Below are 15,309 nucleotides of genomic sequence, written 5' to 3' on the forward strand. Positions count from 1 at the left end.
AAAAAATCCCCTAACGCTTTATGCGAGGGGATTTTTGTTTTTAAAGATGTGATATTTATTTCAATCCTTTTTTCACCAAATCTTCATATCCACCATGGTTGGTCACATTGGTGTAGCCAGCATTTTTCAACTCGGTCAATGCGGTTTCTACACGACGACCACTGCGGCAATAGAGATTAACGGGCGCAGTTTTATCTGGGCTAACCGCTTGAATACGTGCAAGGATTTGATCGTGCGGAATATTCACGGCATCTTGTAAATGACCTGCGTTAAATTCCTCGGCTGAACGTACATCAATCCAAACACTTTTTGCTTTTTCTGGTTGTACTGCGCTTTGTTCTGTTTGTGGTGCAGTATTCGCAGAAGCCAAAAACGGTACAGCAATCGCTGCCGCAGAAAGTACTGCTGTAAATAATTTTTTCATCATTCAATCTCCAATTAGATAGAAAATAATCGTCTTATAGGTTTAGGAATCTTATTAAATTAACAATCATGAAAAATATCTAAAATTTTGACCGCACTTTTACACGAAAAAGCCATCTGAAATTTAGTATTCAGACGGCCTTCCATATAAAGTTAGCTGCACAAACGCCTAGATATCCCTAATTCATCATAAATGCATATCTAATCGATGCTCATTATCCCACATTTCAGCTTCATTTTTATAAGACTTAGCCAACTGACCAAGTAACTCATCGGCCACAAACGGATGAGTAATAGCTAATTGTCTACGCCAATCTTGATATTGTTCGAATATTCTCCATTCTTGAGCACCACCATCACCAAATGAACGACTTGTAACTCCCCTGCTATTACGTTTTTCTATATACATTCCTTCAATCATATTTTTAGAATGTATATCTTCAACTAAATCACGTACACCTTCACAAGGCCAAATCCCATCTTCTCCATTTTGGCAATGGCCTAATAACTTACCAATAAAATATTCAACGATATTTCTACGTCCATGCTTTTCAGCAAGGTTAATTGCTTGTTTTACCCATCCTTCAAGCTTTTCGGGATTAATTTTTCCTAAATTATCTTCGCCCGGTATGTGGCTTAAGGCATTTAAAGTATACCGGTAATATTTAACTAATTGCGTGTTAACAGCCTCATTTTCATCTTCTAATCCATCATCTCTTTTATAAAGTTTTGAGATAAGTTGAACGAAAAATTCAGGATGTTCTTCTAAATATCTTTCTAAACTTTTGATTGAACAATTTTCACTTTTTCTTCCATAAGGTGCTAAAGCCACTATGTAGGAAAATTCTAAATTCGCCTTTTGTTCTAAGCTCAAAGTTTCACAATCAGAAATTTGAGAAAATGCATCTCCTAACCGATAACTATCTGGTGGATTATTTTCATTTTTTGCTGTTGGTAAAAGCATTGCTGTTAAAATCTCAAAAATAACTTTAGGAGATATTTTTTTTAGATTAAAACTAATATATAAAAAAGCAGTTTGAGGTCTGTTTGCTGACAGCAGACATCTTACGGCATTTTCAGCTTCATTTATATTCTGACAATATGATGGAACAATTTGCTCCCAATATTCTTGTTGGTAATGTTTCTCTAGAGACTCAACCAAGCTCCATACCTGTGAATCAAAAGGTGCCTGTAAGTATACTTGTACTTTACCAGAATCATCTAAATACCCAGAAAGGGTTTCAAATAAAGAGGTGTTATCATCACTTTCGGATAACAATCCCCGAATAATGTTCTTATAATTAATGTGAGCATCTTTTTTAAAAGACTCCAGAGCCAATTTAATTAATTGTACTGACTCCTCATCTGATGAAAATACAAAACGTCTTAGAAGAAAACCTATCGTACTTGCGCAATCTCCTTTTAAAGATAATTCTAGAATTCCTGAAAGTCCTTTTTCTTGTAAAATTTCTTTTAACGCGACAACACGATTTTGGTTAATAATTCCTTCTCTTTCTTCAAAATTCATATTTGGATCATCTTCTATCTCATCAGTAGAGTAATCTACCCAATGAGATCTAAATAACCAGAAATATTTATCTATTAGTTCTTTGGGTTCTAATGCTGCATATGTCTGCTTGCCCAATTCCGTAAACATAATTCTATTAGAATCTCTTTTAGCTCTTTTAGATAAAATAGTCGTGCGAAGTTTTTCTCGCATGGTAATTTTCTCAGATTCTGTAGCTTGGTTTAATGCCCAATCTTTAATAAGAAACCAAATTTTATTTTGCTGTTTAGGTGTTAAACCATGAATATGATTGACTAAATCAAGTAATTGTTCAAATGTATGACTTGCCCAAGTTAATGCTATTTCTACTGAGGCATTCCAGAAATCATAAACATCTTGTTCAGTTACTGTATTTTGAGCACAATTATTCCTCCAAATACATTTACTAGCTGGAAATGCTGTTTGAGCAGATGTACTTGGAAATTGGCTAATACAAATTCGCCAACCGATATCTGGAAATTTTCTAACTAACTCTTTTAATAATTGAATACGTTCTTGCGTATTGATATTTGTAGCAGGTAACCAAGCTCTAAAAACTCCAGATAATGAATTAAAAGGTTTGTTGCTATAATTATCAGTGATTTCCTCTTGACTTAATTGAGCCAAAATTTTTACCACTCTAGCAACTGTTAATTTATCCCAAGCTAATTTCTCTAATGCCCACAACAAATCAGTATACTTAGGTGAAGAGAAAATATCAGTAGAAACAGGTTGCATTAGCTCTAAGAATTGCTTATCAGTTTTCAAATCGTTTTCTATAATACTTAAAAATACTTTTGGGCTCGCTTCTGCATACACTGAGAAATCAGATGCTTGTGCAAGCAATACTCTTAAGTTAAGTGGAGAGAATAATTCTTCCACGAGTTTATTTACTGCTTCCTCACAATTAAAAGCTAATCTATTTTTAAATAATTCATTACCATGAACAGCCAATAAAATAAGCATCTCCCCTATACTATCTCTCAAGCCTTTAGAATGCTGACGCTTTTTATCATATATATTAGCTTGCCATTGCTGATCTTTAGGCAAATCTAAGGCAGGATTATCTTCTCCTAAAACTAATTTAGCGCTGTCAAAGAAGCGCTCTAAATCTGCTTTAGTAATGTAGGGTGCAATAGCAAATAACAAATCGATTTTTGATACTACTCCTCTATGTGAGTCTACTGCCCAAACGGGAGAGTCATTAAGAAGCAAGCTTACTTGAAACTCTTGTTCTAAAGACTCATACGGTAAATTTTTTGATAAAGCTTCTAGGATAGAAATGTCATATTGATTAGAACTGTCCCATCCTCCAGCAAATAGAAATGGAATAAGAACTTGATTATGACTATCTACCCATTCAGGCTTATGAATAGCCTCATTCTTTGACAGCTGTCGTCGCAGGACTGTTAATGAATAACCGGATTTTTTTGCCAATTCTTGTGCTGTATCATAGGAATACCCCATTTCTTCTAATGAATGAAGAAAAGTTACTGAATCTAAAATTTCAAGTTTTAGATCAATATTTTGTATTAGAGTATTTTTAGGGTAAACAACAAAGGCATGAATCTTTTGCGAATATTGAGCCAGCTCTTTTTCGACGTTTTTATTATCAGTAATTGCAATAAAACTCTTAGAGCCTTGAGCAAGACGAGAAAGGACATTCTCTTCTTTAAATACTAGACAATTATCTCTATAAGAAATAAATTTTTTATCTGAAAACAGGGCGGACAAAAATGCCATTGCTTCGATTTTAGAATCAGCTGCAATGTAAAAAGGTTTTTGGGGCGGTTTGGATAAATAATCCAAAATCTTTTCTTCATATACTTTAATTAATTTGTTAAAGAAAGACGTATTTAAACTTGGATTACACACATTTGCCCATTCTTGCCATACACTATCTAAGGAATCTACATTTTGTGTAGGCAATTTTGCTTCATTTGCCAGCCAACTTTGTGCTGGTAATGACTGAGCTAGCCACTGTTCAAGATCGCTTGCATCATATGCTCTGACATCTTTCCATTTATTAAGAGCTTTCTTTTGCTGAACCCATTTATTTTTTCCAGGCCAGCGACGAGGTGTTACAAAAATAAATGTTATATTTTTAGAATCTGAAAGGTGAGCCTTAAGGCTTTTATCAAAATCACTATCAGCTTTGGCCTTAATATCTTTATTAACACCAAATTCCCAGCCTGAATTACCATCAGGAATCCACGGAGTTGCTTCATTTGACTCAATCCAACCATCCCAGCCAGGTCGTTGTGAATCATCATTTCCAGGAAAATCAATTTGAGTTATTTTTTCGCTCGTTGAGTGGATCAGTGTTCTCAAAAAAACAGATAAACGTGATCTTGATGAAATTTCGCAAGTATTGACCCAATTTTCAATATCATTTGCTTTTATATCTAAAAAAGGAGGAGCATAAATATGAGTTGCAGGAGCTTCAGTTTGTTGAATTAGAGCATCTTCATACTCAGCCTGCCATTGCATTAATTGATCTAATGGGAAGTTAAAGGTCTTTGATAACCGCTGAGCCATGTTAGGTGACAACATTGCTTTACCATTCAAGAAATTAGATAGTGCAGGTCGACCAATTGCTAGCAATTTTGCAGCTTCTGTTACCGTCATTCCTTTAGGTAATAACTCTTCTTTGATTCTTAAGCCAGGATGTTTTACAATCATTTTTAGTTCCTTATTTAAGGGTTTATCAAATGCATTTCTGCGTATATTTTGTAACACTAACGATACGCCAATACTGTGTAGCGTTACACAATACAGATTAACTCTGAGGAATTAAAAGGTCAAGCATCTGAGTCTGCTTGACTTTTTCTTTTTCAAAAAATAGCACTTGTAAGTCTTTAGATATCTCTTAGGTTTACGATTACAACCCAATTCATAGACTGAGACCTTTGCAAAAACTCCCTTTTACCCGACGGCCGAAACCTAACACAGGTTTTCGGCTGTTTTCATTTCAAATATCCACTGATTCTACTCAAATACCCCCTTAATCCCCCTTGGATACCTGATAATCAGGCATCCGGCCGCCTTTTAGGCGGCAACAGGCGCACTTAGCCTGTTGGCGGCTTTCAATAGGTTCAAACACATCACCTTCAGATGGCTTTGTGCACTCACTTTGCTCAGTCCGAAGTAGGCTGCCCGCACATAGCGGAATTTACGGTGCAGCGTACCGAAGCTCTGTTCGACCACATAACGGGTCTTCGACAAATACCGGTTACGTTTGGTTTGCGTTTCCGTCAGCGGATGGTTACGGTGTGCTTTGCGCATAATGCCGTCCTGCAGTCGACGCTCTTTCAGATGTTGCCGGTTTTCCTTACTGTCATAGCCTTTATCGGCATAGACGGTCGTACCTTTGGGCAGTCCTTCCAACAAAGGCGACAGGTGTTTGCACTCATGGGCATTGGCGGGGGTAATGTGCAGTTTCTCAATATAGCCTTCCGCATCGGTACGGGTATGTTGTTTGTAACCGAGTCTGTATAACCCGTTTTTCTTTATCCAACGGGCATCGCTGTCTTTACTCGGTGTGGTTTGGCCGCTGACTTGTCCTTCGTCATCGACTTCTATGGCCTGGCGCTGTTTGCTGCCGGCGGTCTGAATAATGGTGGTGTCAATGACGGCGGCGGATGCTTTCTCTACTTTTAGGCCTTTTTCGGTCAGTTGTCGGTTAATCAATTCCAGCAATTCGGGCAGGGTGTCGTCTTGCGCCAGCCAGTTGCGGTAGCGGCATAGGGTGCTGTAATCGGGGATGCTCAGTTCGTCAAAGCGGCAAAACAGGTTGAAGTCGATGCGGGTGATGAGGCTGTGTTCGAGCTCGGGATCGGAGAGGCTGTGCCATTGTCCGAGCAGGACGGCTTTGAACATGGACAACAGGGGATAGGCGGGACGCCCTCGGTGGTCTCTAAGGTAACGGGTTCTTTGACGATTCAGGTATTGTTCGATCGGCTGCCAATCAATCACCTGATCCAACTTCAATAGTGGGAAGCGGTCGATGTGTTTGGCAATCATGGCTTGGGCGGTTTGCTGGAAGAAGGTGCTCATGGGAAATCCCCTAAATGTCTTTGTGGGAATTTAGGGGATTTTGGGGAATTTTGCAAAGGTCTCTATTTGTCTGCCAATTCAACACAGAGGCAATGATGTTCTCTTTGTTGCCAATGCCTCAGTTTGTATATTCGTCGTATTTGTCGGGGTCTTCGTATGCAATACGAAGTTTTGAATCATTTTTCAGCGAAAGCAGGGGATTTGAGCTATCGCCAACATCAAACATGAAGGTATCGATACCGCAAAGCTTCTACAGGAATGTAAAAACATTGCCGGTTTCCTCATGTAAAACATCAATAGCATAGATTGCATTTTCGGCACTGGATCCTGAAATATGCTCAAATGCTGGATACTCGACATACCAACCGTATGCGAAGTCTTTGTGGGTTTTAAAGCAATCAGACAGGTTCACTTTGGCCAACAACTTGCGAACCGCAGAAAACAGTTTTTTGCTAGTTTGATCCAAAGTAACCTGATGATTCTGAACATCCAGGGCTTCGAACCCTGTCTGTTCAGTTCCTTTCAGCTCATCCTCTGCATCAGTCTCTGGGCTATCTTCTTTAGCTGGCACAGATTCAATAGATGAATCCCCTGACTCAGTGTTATTTTCAGATGCTTCTTTTTGATGCAAATTGACATCTTGTTTGACAGCTGTTTCAGATTTATTCTTATCAGATAAATTTTCTGTTTCAGGAAAGGCTTCAGTACCATATTCAAATTTGAATTTGTTGAGTACAAACTGACAAAGCTCATGTACGTCTAACTCTGTTGCAGAATATTGGTTATGCCACTGATCCAGCACATCTGACCATAAATATTGGAAAGAGTCGTCCAACTGAATTGATTTAGAAATTGAGAACAGGGTAGAGTGAAGTTTTTTAATTTCTTCAACTTTTGCATGGGAAAGTTTGAATGCGTATTCTTGAAGCTCCTGTAAGTTATCAGAAGCAAAAAAGAACAGTCCTAGAGTTTTATGAGAAACCGTAAGCCCTTTATCAGAAAACATCACCTCCAGTTCGCGCAAAGAAAGTTTCCCTGAGTCAGATTTATCTTGGAAAATATCGCGAATTTCGGCGTATTTGCAGGCTTTATCCCAAAAACACATTTCAGCACGCAGTTCGTTTTCAACAAGGTGCGCAACCTGCAATGTAGTTTCGTCAGAGTAGGGGATGTAAATGCACGGCATCATACGGAAGCGGTTATCGCCAGTTTCTTCCAAGAGTTCGCGCAAGATTTTGAGACGGGTATTACCACCCTGTGCCAGTACATATTTACTTTCACCAGGTCGCTGGGTAACGTGTACCGGTTGTTGAATACCTGAAGAACGAATGGACTCTTTGATGGCCTCATAGCTGGAAACATCATGTAAACGGCGTGGGTTTTTGTCAAAGAAATCGATCTCGCTGATTGGCAACGACATTAACATGCCCTGAGAAGGAGTATCCTCGAGGCCAAAACTCATATTTGTCTGTGCAGGTGTACCGATGTGTAGGCTCAAAGCTGCTTTGGTTTGGCCCAGATTCATGACTGTACCTCCTCTTGCAGCAGGCTGGTCATGTCGTTGAAACAGCTTCCACGCAATTTTTTATTTTCGATACCAGGGAAAATCTCATAAACAATACGGTGCATGATTTCATAAGCGGGCAGCATCTTTCCAAGCTGTTTACGCTCATGGCAATGAACAGGAACTCGTAACGTTGTGGCTTCCTTATATGCTTTGGCAGCAGGAACTGCTACGCTCAGCAATTTACGTCTGTCGTCTAAGGTATTACTAAAGAAGTCTTTGATAGAGGATGCGATGAATTTCGCATCATTGGTACGATCTTGCGCGTAGATGATGGCTCGTAATTGAGGCATGGGGATGCGCATTGCTTCGCCTTTTTGCAGTCGCTTCAGAAGTTCTTGGGTACCAGTGAGAAACTCACGGGCACTCAAAACTTCAGGCATAATCGGGCAAAGCAAGCATGTAGCAGCGAAGGCAGCTGTATCCAAGAGAGGGCCGACTGCACCCTGAGTATCGATCAAAACCACATCGTAGTTATTCTGTATGTATTGTGAATGCAGTTTGCTTCTCAGCAAAAAGGCACGATCGGGACGAGAAGTTACTTCAGTCTCGACAAAAGCAGAAATGTTATTGGAAATAACGATGTCTAAATTTGGGAAAACGGTATTGGATATTGTTGAGCGGATGACTTCTTCGGTATTTTCACCGAGAAGCAATTCGACAATACCATTTGGAGCGCGGTGGCTTATTGGGTAGTATTTAGACAGTGATGGCTGAACGTCGCAGTCGATCATTAGGACGCGGAGTCCAATATCAGCGAGAACGCCAGAGACATTAGCAATGAGTGTTGTTTTGCCTACGCCGCCTTTGGTAGCGGCCGCAGACAATATTACGGGTGCGGACATAATATTTCCTTGTATAATCAAGGAACAACGTCAGCGAGAAGAGGCAATTCAAGACGCGAAGAATATGCTTAAATCATCTTTAATAGGAAATTTAACATAATATAAATTATTTTCCTTTTTCCTATTCTTCTACAAATTCCGCTTATTGTTCCTATATGTCAAATGAGAATCAATGATACTCTAGAGAGTGTGCTCATAGTACTCCAATTTTTAGAAAGTGAATTCGTTGAGCCTTTTTATTTCCACATACCTTATTGCCTGGTTGCATTGTATATTCTGTAATTATTATCAACTTATAAAGGTAGATATACTGGCTGAGACCTTTGCAAAATCCCCCCAAAAAATCCCCTAAATTCCCACCAAGACATTTAGGGGATTTTTCATGACCACCTTCTTCCGGCAAACCGCCCAAGCCATGATTGCCAAACACATCGACCGCTTCCCGCTATTGAAGTTGGATCAAGTGATTGATTGGCAACCGATCGAACAGTACCTGAACCGTCAAAGAACCCGTTACCTTCGAGACCACCGCGGCCGTCCCGCCTATCCCCTGTTGTCCATGTTCAAAGCCGTCCTGCTCGGACAATGGCACAGCCTCTCCGATCCCGAACTCGAACACAGCCTCATCACCCGCATCGATTTCAACCTGTTTTGCCGTTTTGACGAACTGAGCATCCCCGATTACAGCACCTTATGCCGCTACCGTAACTGGCTGGCGCAAGACGACACCCTGTCCGAATTGCTGGAACTGATTAACCGCCAACTGACCGAAAAAGGCCTAAAAGTAGAGAAAGCATCCGCCGCCGTCATTGATGCCACCATTATTCAAACCGCCGGCAGCAAACAGCGTCAGGCCATAGAAGTTGATGAAGAAGGACAAGTCAGCGGCCAAACCACACCGGGTAAAGACAGCGATGCCCGCTGGACAAAGAAAAACGGTTTATACAGACTCGGTTACAAACAACATACCCGTACCGATGAGGAAGGCTATATCGAGAAACTGCACATCACCCCCGCCAATACCCATGAGTGCAACCACCTGTCGCCTTTGCTGGAAGGGATAGCCGAAGGTACGGCCGTCTATGCCGACAAAGGCTATGACAGTGCGGAAAACCGGCAACATCTGAAAGAGCATCAGTTGTTGGACGGCATTATGCGCAAAGCCCACCGTAACCATCCGTTGTCGGAAGCGCAAACTAAACGCAACCGATATTTGTCAAAGACCCGTTATGTGGTCGAACAAAGCTTCGGTACGCTGCACCGTAAATTCCGCTACTCCCGGGCAGCCTATTTCGGGTTGATTAAAGTGAATGCGCAAAGCCATCTGAAGGCGATGTGTTTAAACCTGTTGAAGGCCGCCAACAGGCTAAGCGCGCCTGTTGCTGCCTAAAAGTTTGATGGCTTTGGCTGTCGATACGGTTTTTGCCTTTGCCGTAGGCGGCTTCGGCGTAGATATAGACACCGGTTTGCGCACCGACGGAAACCCCGACGCCGACCTGTACGCCGGCATTGCGGTTTTTGCCGTCCTGATGTTGGCTGTCTTGGGCCGACTGCAGCCGGATATCGCGTGCGGAATCGAGGCGGATGGTGTCGCCCGCGGTAATGTTGCTGCCTCGGACGGTAATGTCGCCCTCGCGGCTGCGGATATTGATGTCGCCACCGGCTTTCAGGCTGCTTTGTTGGCTTTGGCGGTAGTTTTGGTTTTGTTCTTTGCCGGCGGATTTAAAGCCGAAGCCGGCTTCAACGGATAAGAGGACGGCACCCTGCTGTCCGGTTTGGTTTTTAAGGGCGTCGGCCACTTTGCCGACGCCATCGGCCAGTTGGTAGGCTTGGGCGCCGGCGGCCAGGGTTTGCAGGGCGCGGGTGCGGTCGTCGGCTGGTTGCGGCAATTGGCGTGCAAAATCCTCAGCTGCATTCTGTGCTTACTCGATACTCTGTACGGGAAAAAATATCTTACCCCACGGCATATCGTTTTCTTCAAAGATACTTTCAAGACGATCGATAAAGGCGGGATTTACGGCATTATCGTCTTCTGCGCTGTTTACCACTTCGGGATCAAAGTATTTAAAATAGAACACCTCTCCCTCGGAGGTAAGGTTAATATGTGTAAGCCAATGATAAATCCAGGCAACATCAAAATCGTATCCTTTTGATTCAAGATCATAATTAGGATTGTAATAAGCAAGATTCCGGCAATACATCCCAGATGTCTTCATCCGTAATCTCTTTCTGCGGCCAAAATTCCATCCATCTCAAGGTAAACAGCCGGTAAATAATCTCTACTGTTTCCTGCCAATCAAGCCCTGAATTGGGAAGGTCTACTGGTTCTGTATCAATAAAAGCTAATTTTCGAAATACATCCTGAATAGCAGATGCTTGTCGTTCGTTCATTCTCATAATACATTACCTTTTATTTATAATTGGAAATTTCAATTTTAAATTTTCGTTATTATTTAGCGATCGTATGGCCGAGTTCTTATGGATTTCTACCGTTGCTGTAGTGGGTAGGGTATCTTTGCCAGCATATCCGGCAGGACGGTAAACAATTGTGTCGTTTAGTGTCGCAACTCTCCAGCAATCTTAAATACTTTAGGTAACATTTTAATAAAACAAGTAAGATTAATCATTTTTTAAGAATGCATTAAGGATGCAATAGGAAATAGTGGATTATTCTCATCCCATTCTACCCCATGCTCAATAAATATGGATTCTAATGTTTTTATGAAAGGAGTATTTAATTCAAATTTCTTTCCATTCCACTCCTCAAATGCCTCAGGAATATATTTTATTATTAAATCTAGCCCCTTTTTTGTTAATATAATCTCTCCCCAATACCACACTCCATTATCCTTACCAAAAGGATTTTGTTTTGCTAGTTTATGACAAAAACCTAGAATATCTTTTTCTGTTTCCAAATTAACAGGCTCAAGAATTGCTAATTGACATATTAATAATCTATATATGAATTCAACTGCAAATTGCCAATCTTTGTTTCCTTGACCATGCGATGCAAAATGCATTGGAAAATAACCATCTAATGCTAAATACTCAAATTCGCATTGAATATTTTCTGCTGTCTCTAAATTCATTAAAATATCCTTATCTAGCAGGGAATTTAAATTTCAGCTCTGTTGGCTTGCCCTTTAAATTAATATTTAAGTTATTTAATGTTGGATTATTAATATCAACAGACGCTGTAGTTCCCTTAGTCATAGAAGCATTACCTGCTGGCCTATACACCACAAAGGTTCCATCCGGCATTTGCGCTTTCCAACAGCCACACATTTACCTCCGTATAATTTTTCACCTTCGACTCGTTCCATTAATGTAGGTTTCCTGCCTAAATATCGACGTGCAAAAGCCTCGGCTGTTTGATTCGGATTATCTGAACGAGACATTTCTCTAGCAGCACCAGGCTTTCCTTTTTGCGGTTGTCCAGGCAGGCGGGTGTGGCCAGACGTTTGCAACCTTTTTAATGCATCAGCCTGCCTTTCTGCAGAAGAAATAGCATTACGTTGGCGTATCGCCTCTATTCTGTTTGGGTTGTGGGATTCGATTTTTTCATGCCGTTGCTGATTATATTTAGGGTTGTTTCTCCCTATGTTGATGTCATCTCTGTAATCTTTCGGTGGTTTCGGCAATGCCTTCTGTTCCCAATCCCGACTATTAAATCTCCGCTTTTTCCCATCCGGCCGCACCACCTTCACCGCATTGTCCGACCACGTTACCACAGAGCCTCTCGGTATCAGCTCTCCGTTGGCTAGGCGTTGCTCCTGTGCCAAGGTAACGGTTGTTCCCTCTGTTGCTTTGGAATTTGAAGGAATACGGATTTCGCCGACGGGTACAGTTTTTCTACCCGGAGCATTAACGTTATTTAGATTATGTGATTCGATTCCTTCATGTGTTAAATTATTTATCTTCGTAATCTTCGGCAAAGAAACCGCACCAGTCTGCCTCATTTTTACAGCATTGGTTTCCGGAAGCCCCTCCCAGCTTATGCGGTAAGCCGGATTACCCATACCTTTGGCAGCAACAAAACTTCCTCCCGTTCCGATTAGTCCTGCACCAATTGGGTAGAGGAACTTAAGCCATTAGCTGCAACGACTTCACTATCATCACGTATATCATCAATGTTGCCATTGACAACAGCATGCCTAAAATTGCTGTTGTGCCGTTTGAGCAAATCCCATTCCTGTCGGACTGCCTTCCTGATAGAACCAACTACTTTGTTTTGCTCTTCTCGGTCGGTAGCTAACTTTTCCAGTTTGTTCCAGGCTTTTTAATGTGTTGGAAAATGTCATGTTGTTTACACTTTTTCAGGCTGTCCAGTTTTTGTTTTTTCGCTAAAAAATCGGTTAGTTCAGTCTAAGTATGAAATCTGAAAAGTGTAAATAGCACTGTTGATTTCTAAGATTTTTAAATTAGTTTGGAAATGCCTAAAACATGTATCGATGTGGCAAATATTGATGAGTTATCTTTCTGTAGATGAATTAAGATTCTTCTGTGGTCTTTAATAAATTCATTTAAAAAAGAAAATCTCACATATTTATGACGTATTTCCTTAATTAATTTTCTATTGCTTAATTTAAATAATCCATTGCCAAATTGGCCATCAAATGAAAGCCATATTTTTACTCCTTGAGCATCTTCCCATTTTTTTGGATAAATGGTTGGTGGAGTATGAAGATAAATAATCATATTGATACAGTACCCTTTTAGATTATTTTCGGAAATTATCCATTTGGTAAAAAAGATATCATCTACGTAAAAATTTCCTTTTTCAAGTATATCTGCTCCATACATTTGCTTTAATAGATTCCATTTTCCCCCAATAAAGTCAATGTGCGCGTGCTTCATTTTTTCGTTTTCCCCCTGTTTCCATTTTTCATGTTAAATATTCTCTCAAAGAAATGCTCTTTAGGATCTGCATGCGGAGAAGGTTTTGTGTACAAATGCTCTGGAATACCTGTGATCGGACTGATTCCATAGGTTTGCCTATTGTGCGGGATGTTCTGCTCGGCCTTCCAAGTTTCTATATCAATAGTTCCATTTGTGGTATATGTGTTTAAATTTAATTTTTTTAAATTAAAATGAGCATGTTGATTTCCTATTCCATTAAGGTCTCCAAAATTATGCCCTACAGAGTGGTCTTGGATTACATAACCTTTGCCATTAACAATAAATAGATACTCCGTAGAAAATAACGTGCGTCCTAAAGAATCCTTTTTGTAAGTTACTATGCCTATTCGATCATGCTTTTTTTCTACAATTGGCACACGACGAACTGCTGTTGGCTGCATTGAATTAGGAATCCCTAATTGTCGCTTAGCCATTCTAAATGTAGCATGTTTCGTAGTTGCTGCTTGTTTAAATTCTGTCATGGCCTTCATTAGGTTTCGGTAATTTCGTTCTGTGTCTAAGCGAACTACTCCCACACCATTAACACTATCCATTACAGTCATTAACGGTACATTAATTCCATGTTCCCTAAGAAAATTTCTAGCTATTTCATTTTTCTTGTCTTGATTTACTTGATCTATTCTTTTTAATTTTTGAATCTCAGCATATATATCTGGCACATTACCTTGTAAGAAAAATGGGTCCATTGCATATGCGGCATTCTCCAATGTTGCGGCTCTACTCTGCATCCGCGTAACAGCAGAAGTACTATTCCCCGCAGCATTATTCTCCACCGCATTCTGCCCGACCGTCCCGGCAACCTGCGCATCAAACAACGCTCCGTTGCTGCTGTTCGTACCGTTCAGACTGCCTCCGGCCGCACCCACCACCGAAGCAACCGCACCGGTCTGCGCTTTGATCTCTTCTTTAATGTGCTCGGGCAGAAGGTTGGGATTGAATTTCCCCGTTATCGGGTCGATGGCGGTCTTGCCGTCGTCGTATTGTTTGGCCAGATACTCGGCTGCGCGTTCGGCGGCAACGGCAGCGCTGCCGCCGGCAAGCGGGTCGGCGCCGTTGGCGTAGGCCAAGGCGGCACCGAGCATAAAGTGGCCGATTGCTTGCGCGGCTTCGTTTTTGTGTTCACCGTGGCCGAAGCGCTTGCCGATGGCGGCTGCAGCATACGGCGCCAACGTATTGGCCGCCAGCTGTAAATCACCCTGTCCGCCCAGGGCGCCGGTAATCAGGGTTTCGGCGGCGCTAAGCGCACGGCTTTTGCTGCCGCCTACGCCCCAGCTTCGGGCTTCTTGGTAGGCTTGGGCGTAGGCGGGGGAATGGGCCAGCATCTCCTGCTGCCGTTGTGCGTCGCTTAGGCTGAGGTAGTGTTCGTAGCTGCCGTCGTTACGCTCTTTCAGGCTGCCTTCGTGGGCGGCCTGTTGTTTTTCCAGCTCTTCGGCTGCCGCTTTGGCACGGTTGCCCCTATAGGTGCCGACGGCGCTGTGGATGGCGGCAGTCGATTGGGCAATGGTTTGCTGTTTGTCGAGTAGGTTTTGCAGATCGGGAACGCTGTCGGCACCGTGATGGGCAGTGGTCGAATCGGTATGGATGCCGAGAGCGCGGGCACTGGTTTTTTTGCCGCCGATGGTGATGTTGCCTTCACTGAGTACCGAGCGGGTATAGCCTTGGCTGTCGCCGCTTTCATGCTGGGGCAGGGTGGGGCTGTAGTTGAAGCCTTTGTTCATGTTCTGGCCGGCGGTTTGGGACGCACGGCCGAAGGCGCTTTGATTGAAGCCGTCGCTTCCTTTCAGGCTGCCGCCATAACCGGCACCGATGCCCATGCTGCTGGCGCTGTAGCTGCTTTCGTTGCGGATGTCTTCGAAGCTGAAACTGCGGGCGGTGAGTTCGTTGTGGTCTTTGTCTGCGGCAGAAGCGATGGCGCCGCCTTTAAGCCGGACGCTGTCGGCGGTGATGTGATAACC

General features: G+C 42.1%; 12 protein-coding genes and 1 pseudogene. 1 reads left to right on the forward strand and 12 read right to left on the reverse strand.

The annotated features are described in order from the left end of the window. Positions 1-55: 55 nt before the first annotated feature. From ACTHSW_RS10170 to ACTHSW_RS10190, 5 genes are all read right to left on the reverse strand, one after another. The gene (locus ACTHSW_RS10170) at positions 56-424 is read right to left on the reverse strand and encodes a rhodanese-like domain-containing protein (RefSeq protein WP_070461580.1); all 369 of its coding nucleotides are present in this window, start codon (positions 422-424) and stop codon (positions 56-58) included. A gap of 186 nt (positions 425-610) precedes the next feature. Then, on the reverse strand, positions 611-4,651 hold the full coding sequence (locus ACTHSW_RS10175; protein WP_083290069.1) for a helix-turn-helix transcriptional regulator: 4,041 nt from the start codon (positions 4,649-4,651) through the stop codon (positions 611-613). Positions 4,652-5,017: 366 nt separating this feature from the next. After that, positions 5,018-6,025 (reverse strand): IS5 family transposase, encoded by a 1,008-nt coding sequence (locus tag ACTHSW_RS10180; RefSeq protein WP_107810383.1) that lies wholly within the window; start codon positions 6,023-6,025, stop codon positions 5,018-5,020. Between the two features lie 250 nt (positions 6,026-6,275). Beyond that, positions 6,276-7,550 (reverse strand): ParB family protein, encoded by a 1,275-nt coding sequence (locus tag ACTHSW_RS10185; protein ID WP_234396211.1) that lies wholly within the window; start codon positions 7,548-7,550, stop codon positions 6,276-6,278. Continuing rightward, positions 7,547-8,434 (reverse strand): ParA family protein, encoded by an 888-nt coding sequence (locus ACTHSW_RS10190; RefSeq protein ID WP_049323310.1) that lies wholly within the window; start codon positions 8,432-8,434, stop codon positions 7,547-7,549. Before ACTHSW_RS10190 ends, ACTHSW_RS10185 begins: the two co-directional genes overlap by 4 nt. A gap of 382 nt (positions 8,435-8,816) precedes the next feature. Between ACTHSW_RS10190 and ACTHSW_RS10195 the strand changes: the two genes are divergently transcribed. Continuing rightward, positions 8,817-9,824, forward strand: a complete 1,008-nt coding sequence (locus ACTHSW_RS10195) for an IS5 family transposase (protein ID WP_440344750.1) — start codon at positions 8,817-8,819, stop codon at positions 9,822-9,824. On the opposite strand, the gene ACTHSW_RS10200 is transcribed toward ACTHSW_RS10195, so the two are convergent. From ACTHSW_RS10200 to ACTHSW_RS10230, 7 genes and pseudogenes are all read right to left on the reverse strand, one after another. Continuing rightward, positions 9,736-10,323, reverse strand: coding sequence for a hemagglutinin repeat-containing protein (locus ACTHSW_RS10200; protein ID WP_234396212.1), 588 nt, complete (start codon positions 10,321-10,323; stop codon positions 9,736-9,738). The two genes, ACTHSW_RS10195 and ACTHSW_RS10200, sit on opposite strands and share 89 nt — an antisense overlap. 33 nt (positions 10,324-10,356) lie before the next feature. Continuing rightward, the gene (locus tag ACTHSW_RS10205) at positions 10,357-10,650 is read right to left on the reverse strand and encodes a hypothetical protein (RefSeq protein WP_070461582.1); all 294 of its coding nucleotides are present in this window, start codon (positions 10,648-10,650) and stop codon (positions 10,357-10,359) included. Beyond that, entirely contained in the window at positions 10,601-10,831 is a 231-nt protein-coding gene (locus ACTHSW_RS10210; protein WP_141743141.1) for a hypothetical protein, read from the reverse strand. The genes ACTHSW_RS10205 and ACTHSW_RS10210 overlap by 50 nt, the downstream gene beginning before the upstream one ends. A gap of 233 nt (positions 10,832-11,064) precedes the next feature. After that, on the reverse strand, positions 11,065-11,523 hold the full coding sequence (locus tag ACTHSW_RS10215) for a hypothetical protein (RefSeq protein WP_070461583.1): 459 nt from the start codon (positions 11,521-11,523) through the stop codon (positions 11,065-11,067). A gap of 10 nt (positions 11,524-11,533) precedes the next feature. Then, positions 11,534-12,297 (reverse strand): annotated as a pseudogene (gene mafB / locus ACTHSW_RS10220) (polymorphic toxin MafB class 2); the annotation flags it as partial. 553 nt (positions 12,298-12,850) lie between these two features. Then, complete coding sequence (locus ACTHSW_RS10225; protein ID WP_070461584.1) at positions 12,851-13,291, reverse strand: hypothetical protein; 441 nt, start codon at positions 13,289-13,291, stop codon at positions 12,851-12,853. Beyond that, a partial coding sequence (locus ACTHSW_RS10230; RefSeq protein ID WP_440373896.1) for an HNH/endonuclease VII fold putative polymorphic toxin occupies positions 13,288-15,309 on the reverse strand: 2,022 nt, incomplete at its 5' end. The genes ACTHSW_RS10230 and ACTHSW_RS10225, both read right to left, overlap by 4 nt.

The organism is Neisseria sp. P0008.S004, from assembly GCF_051962755.1.
GTDB classification, from domain to species: Bacteria; Pseudomonadota; Gammaproteobacteria; order Burkholderiales; family Neisseriaceae; genus Neisseria; species Neisseria subflava_A.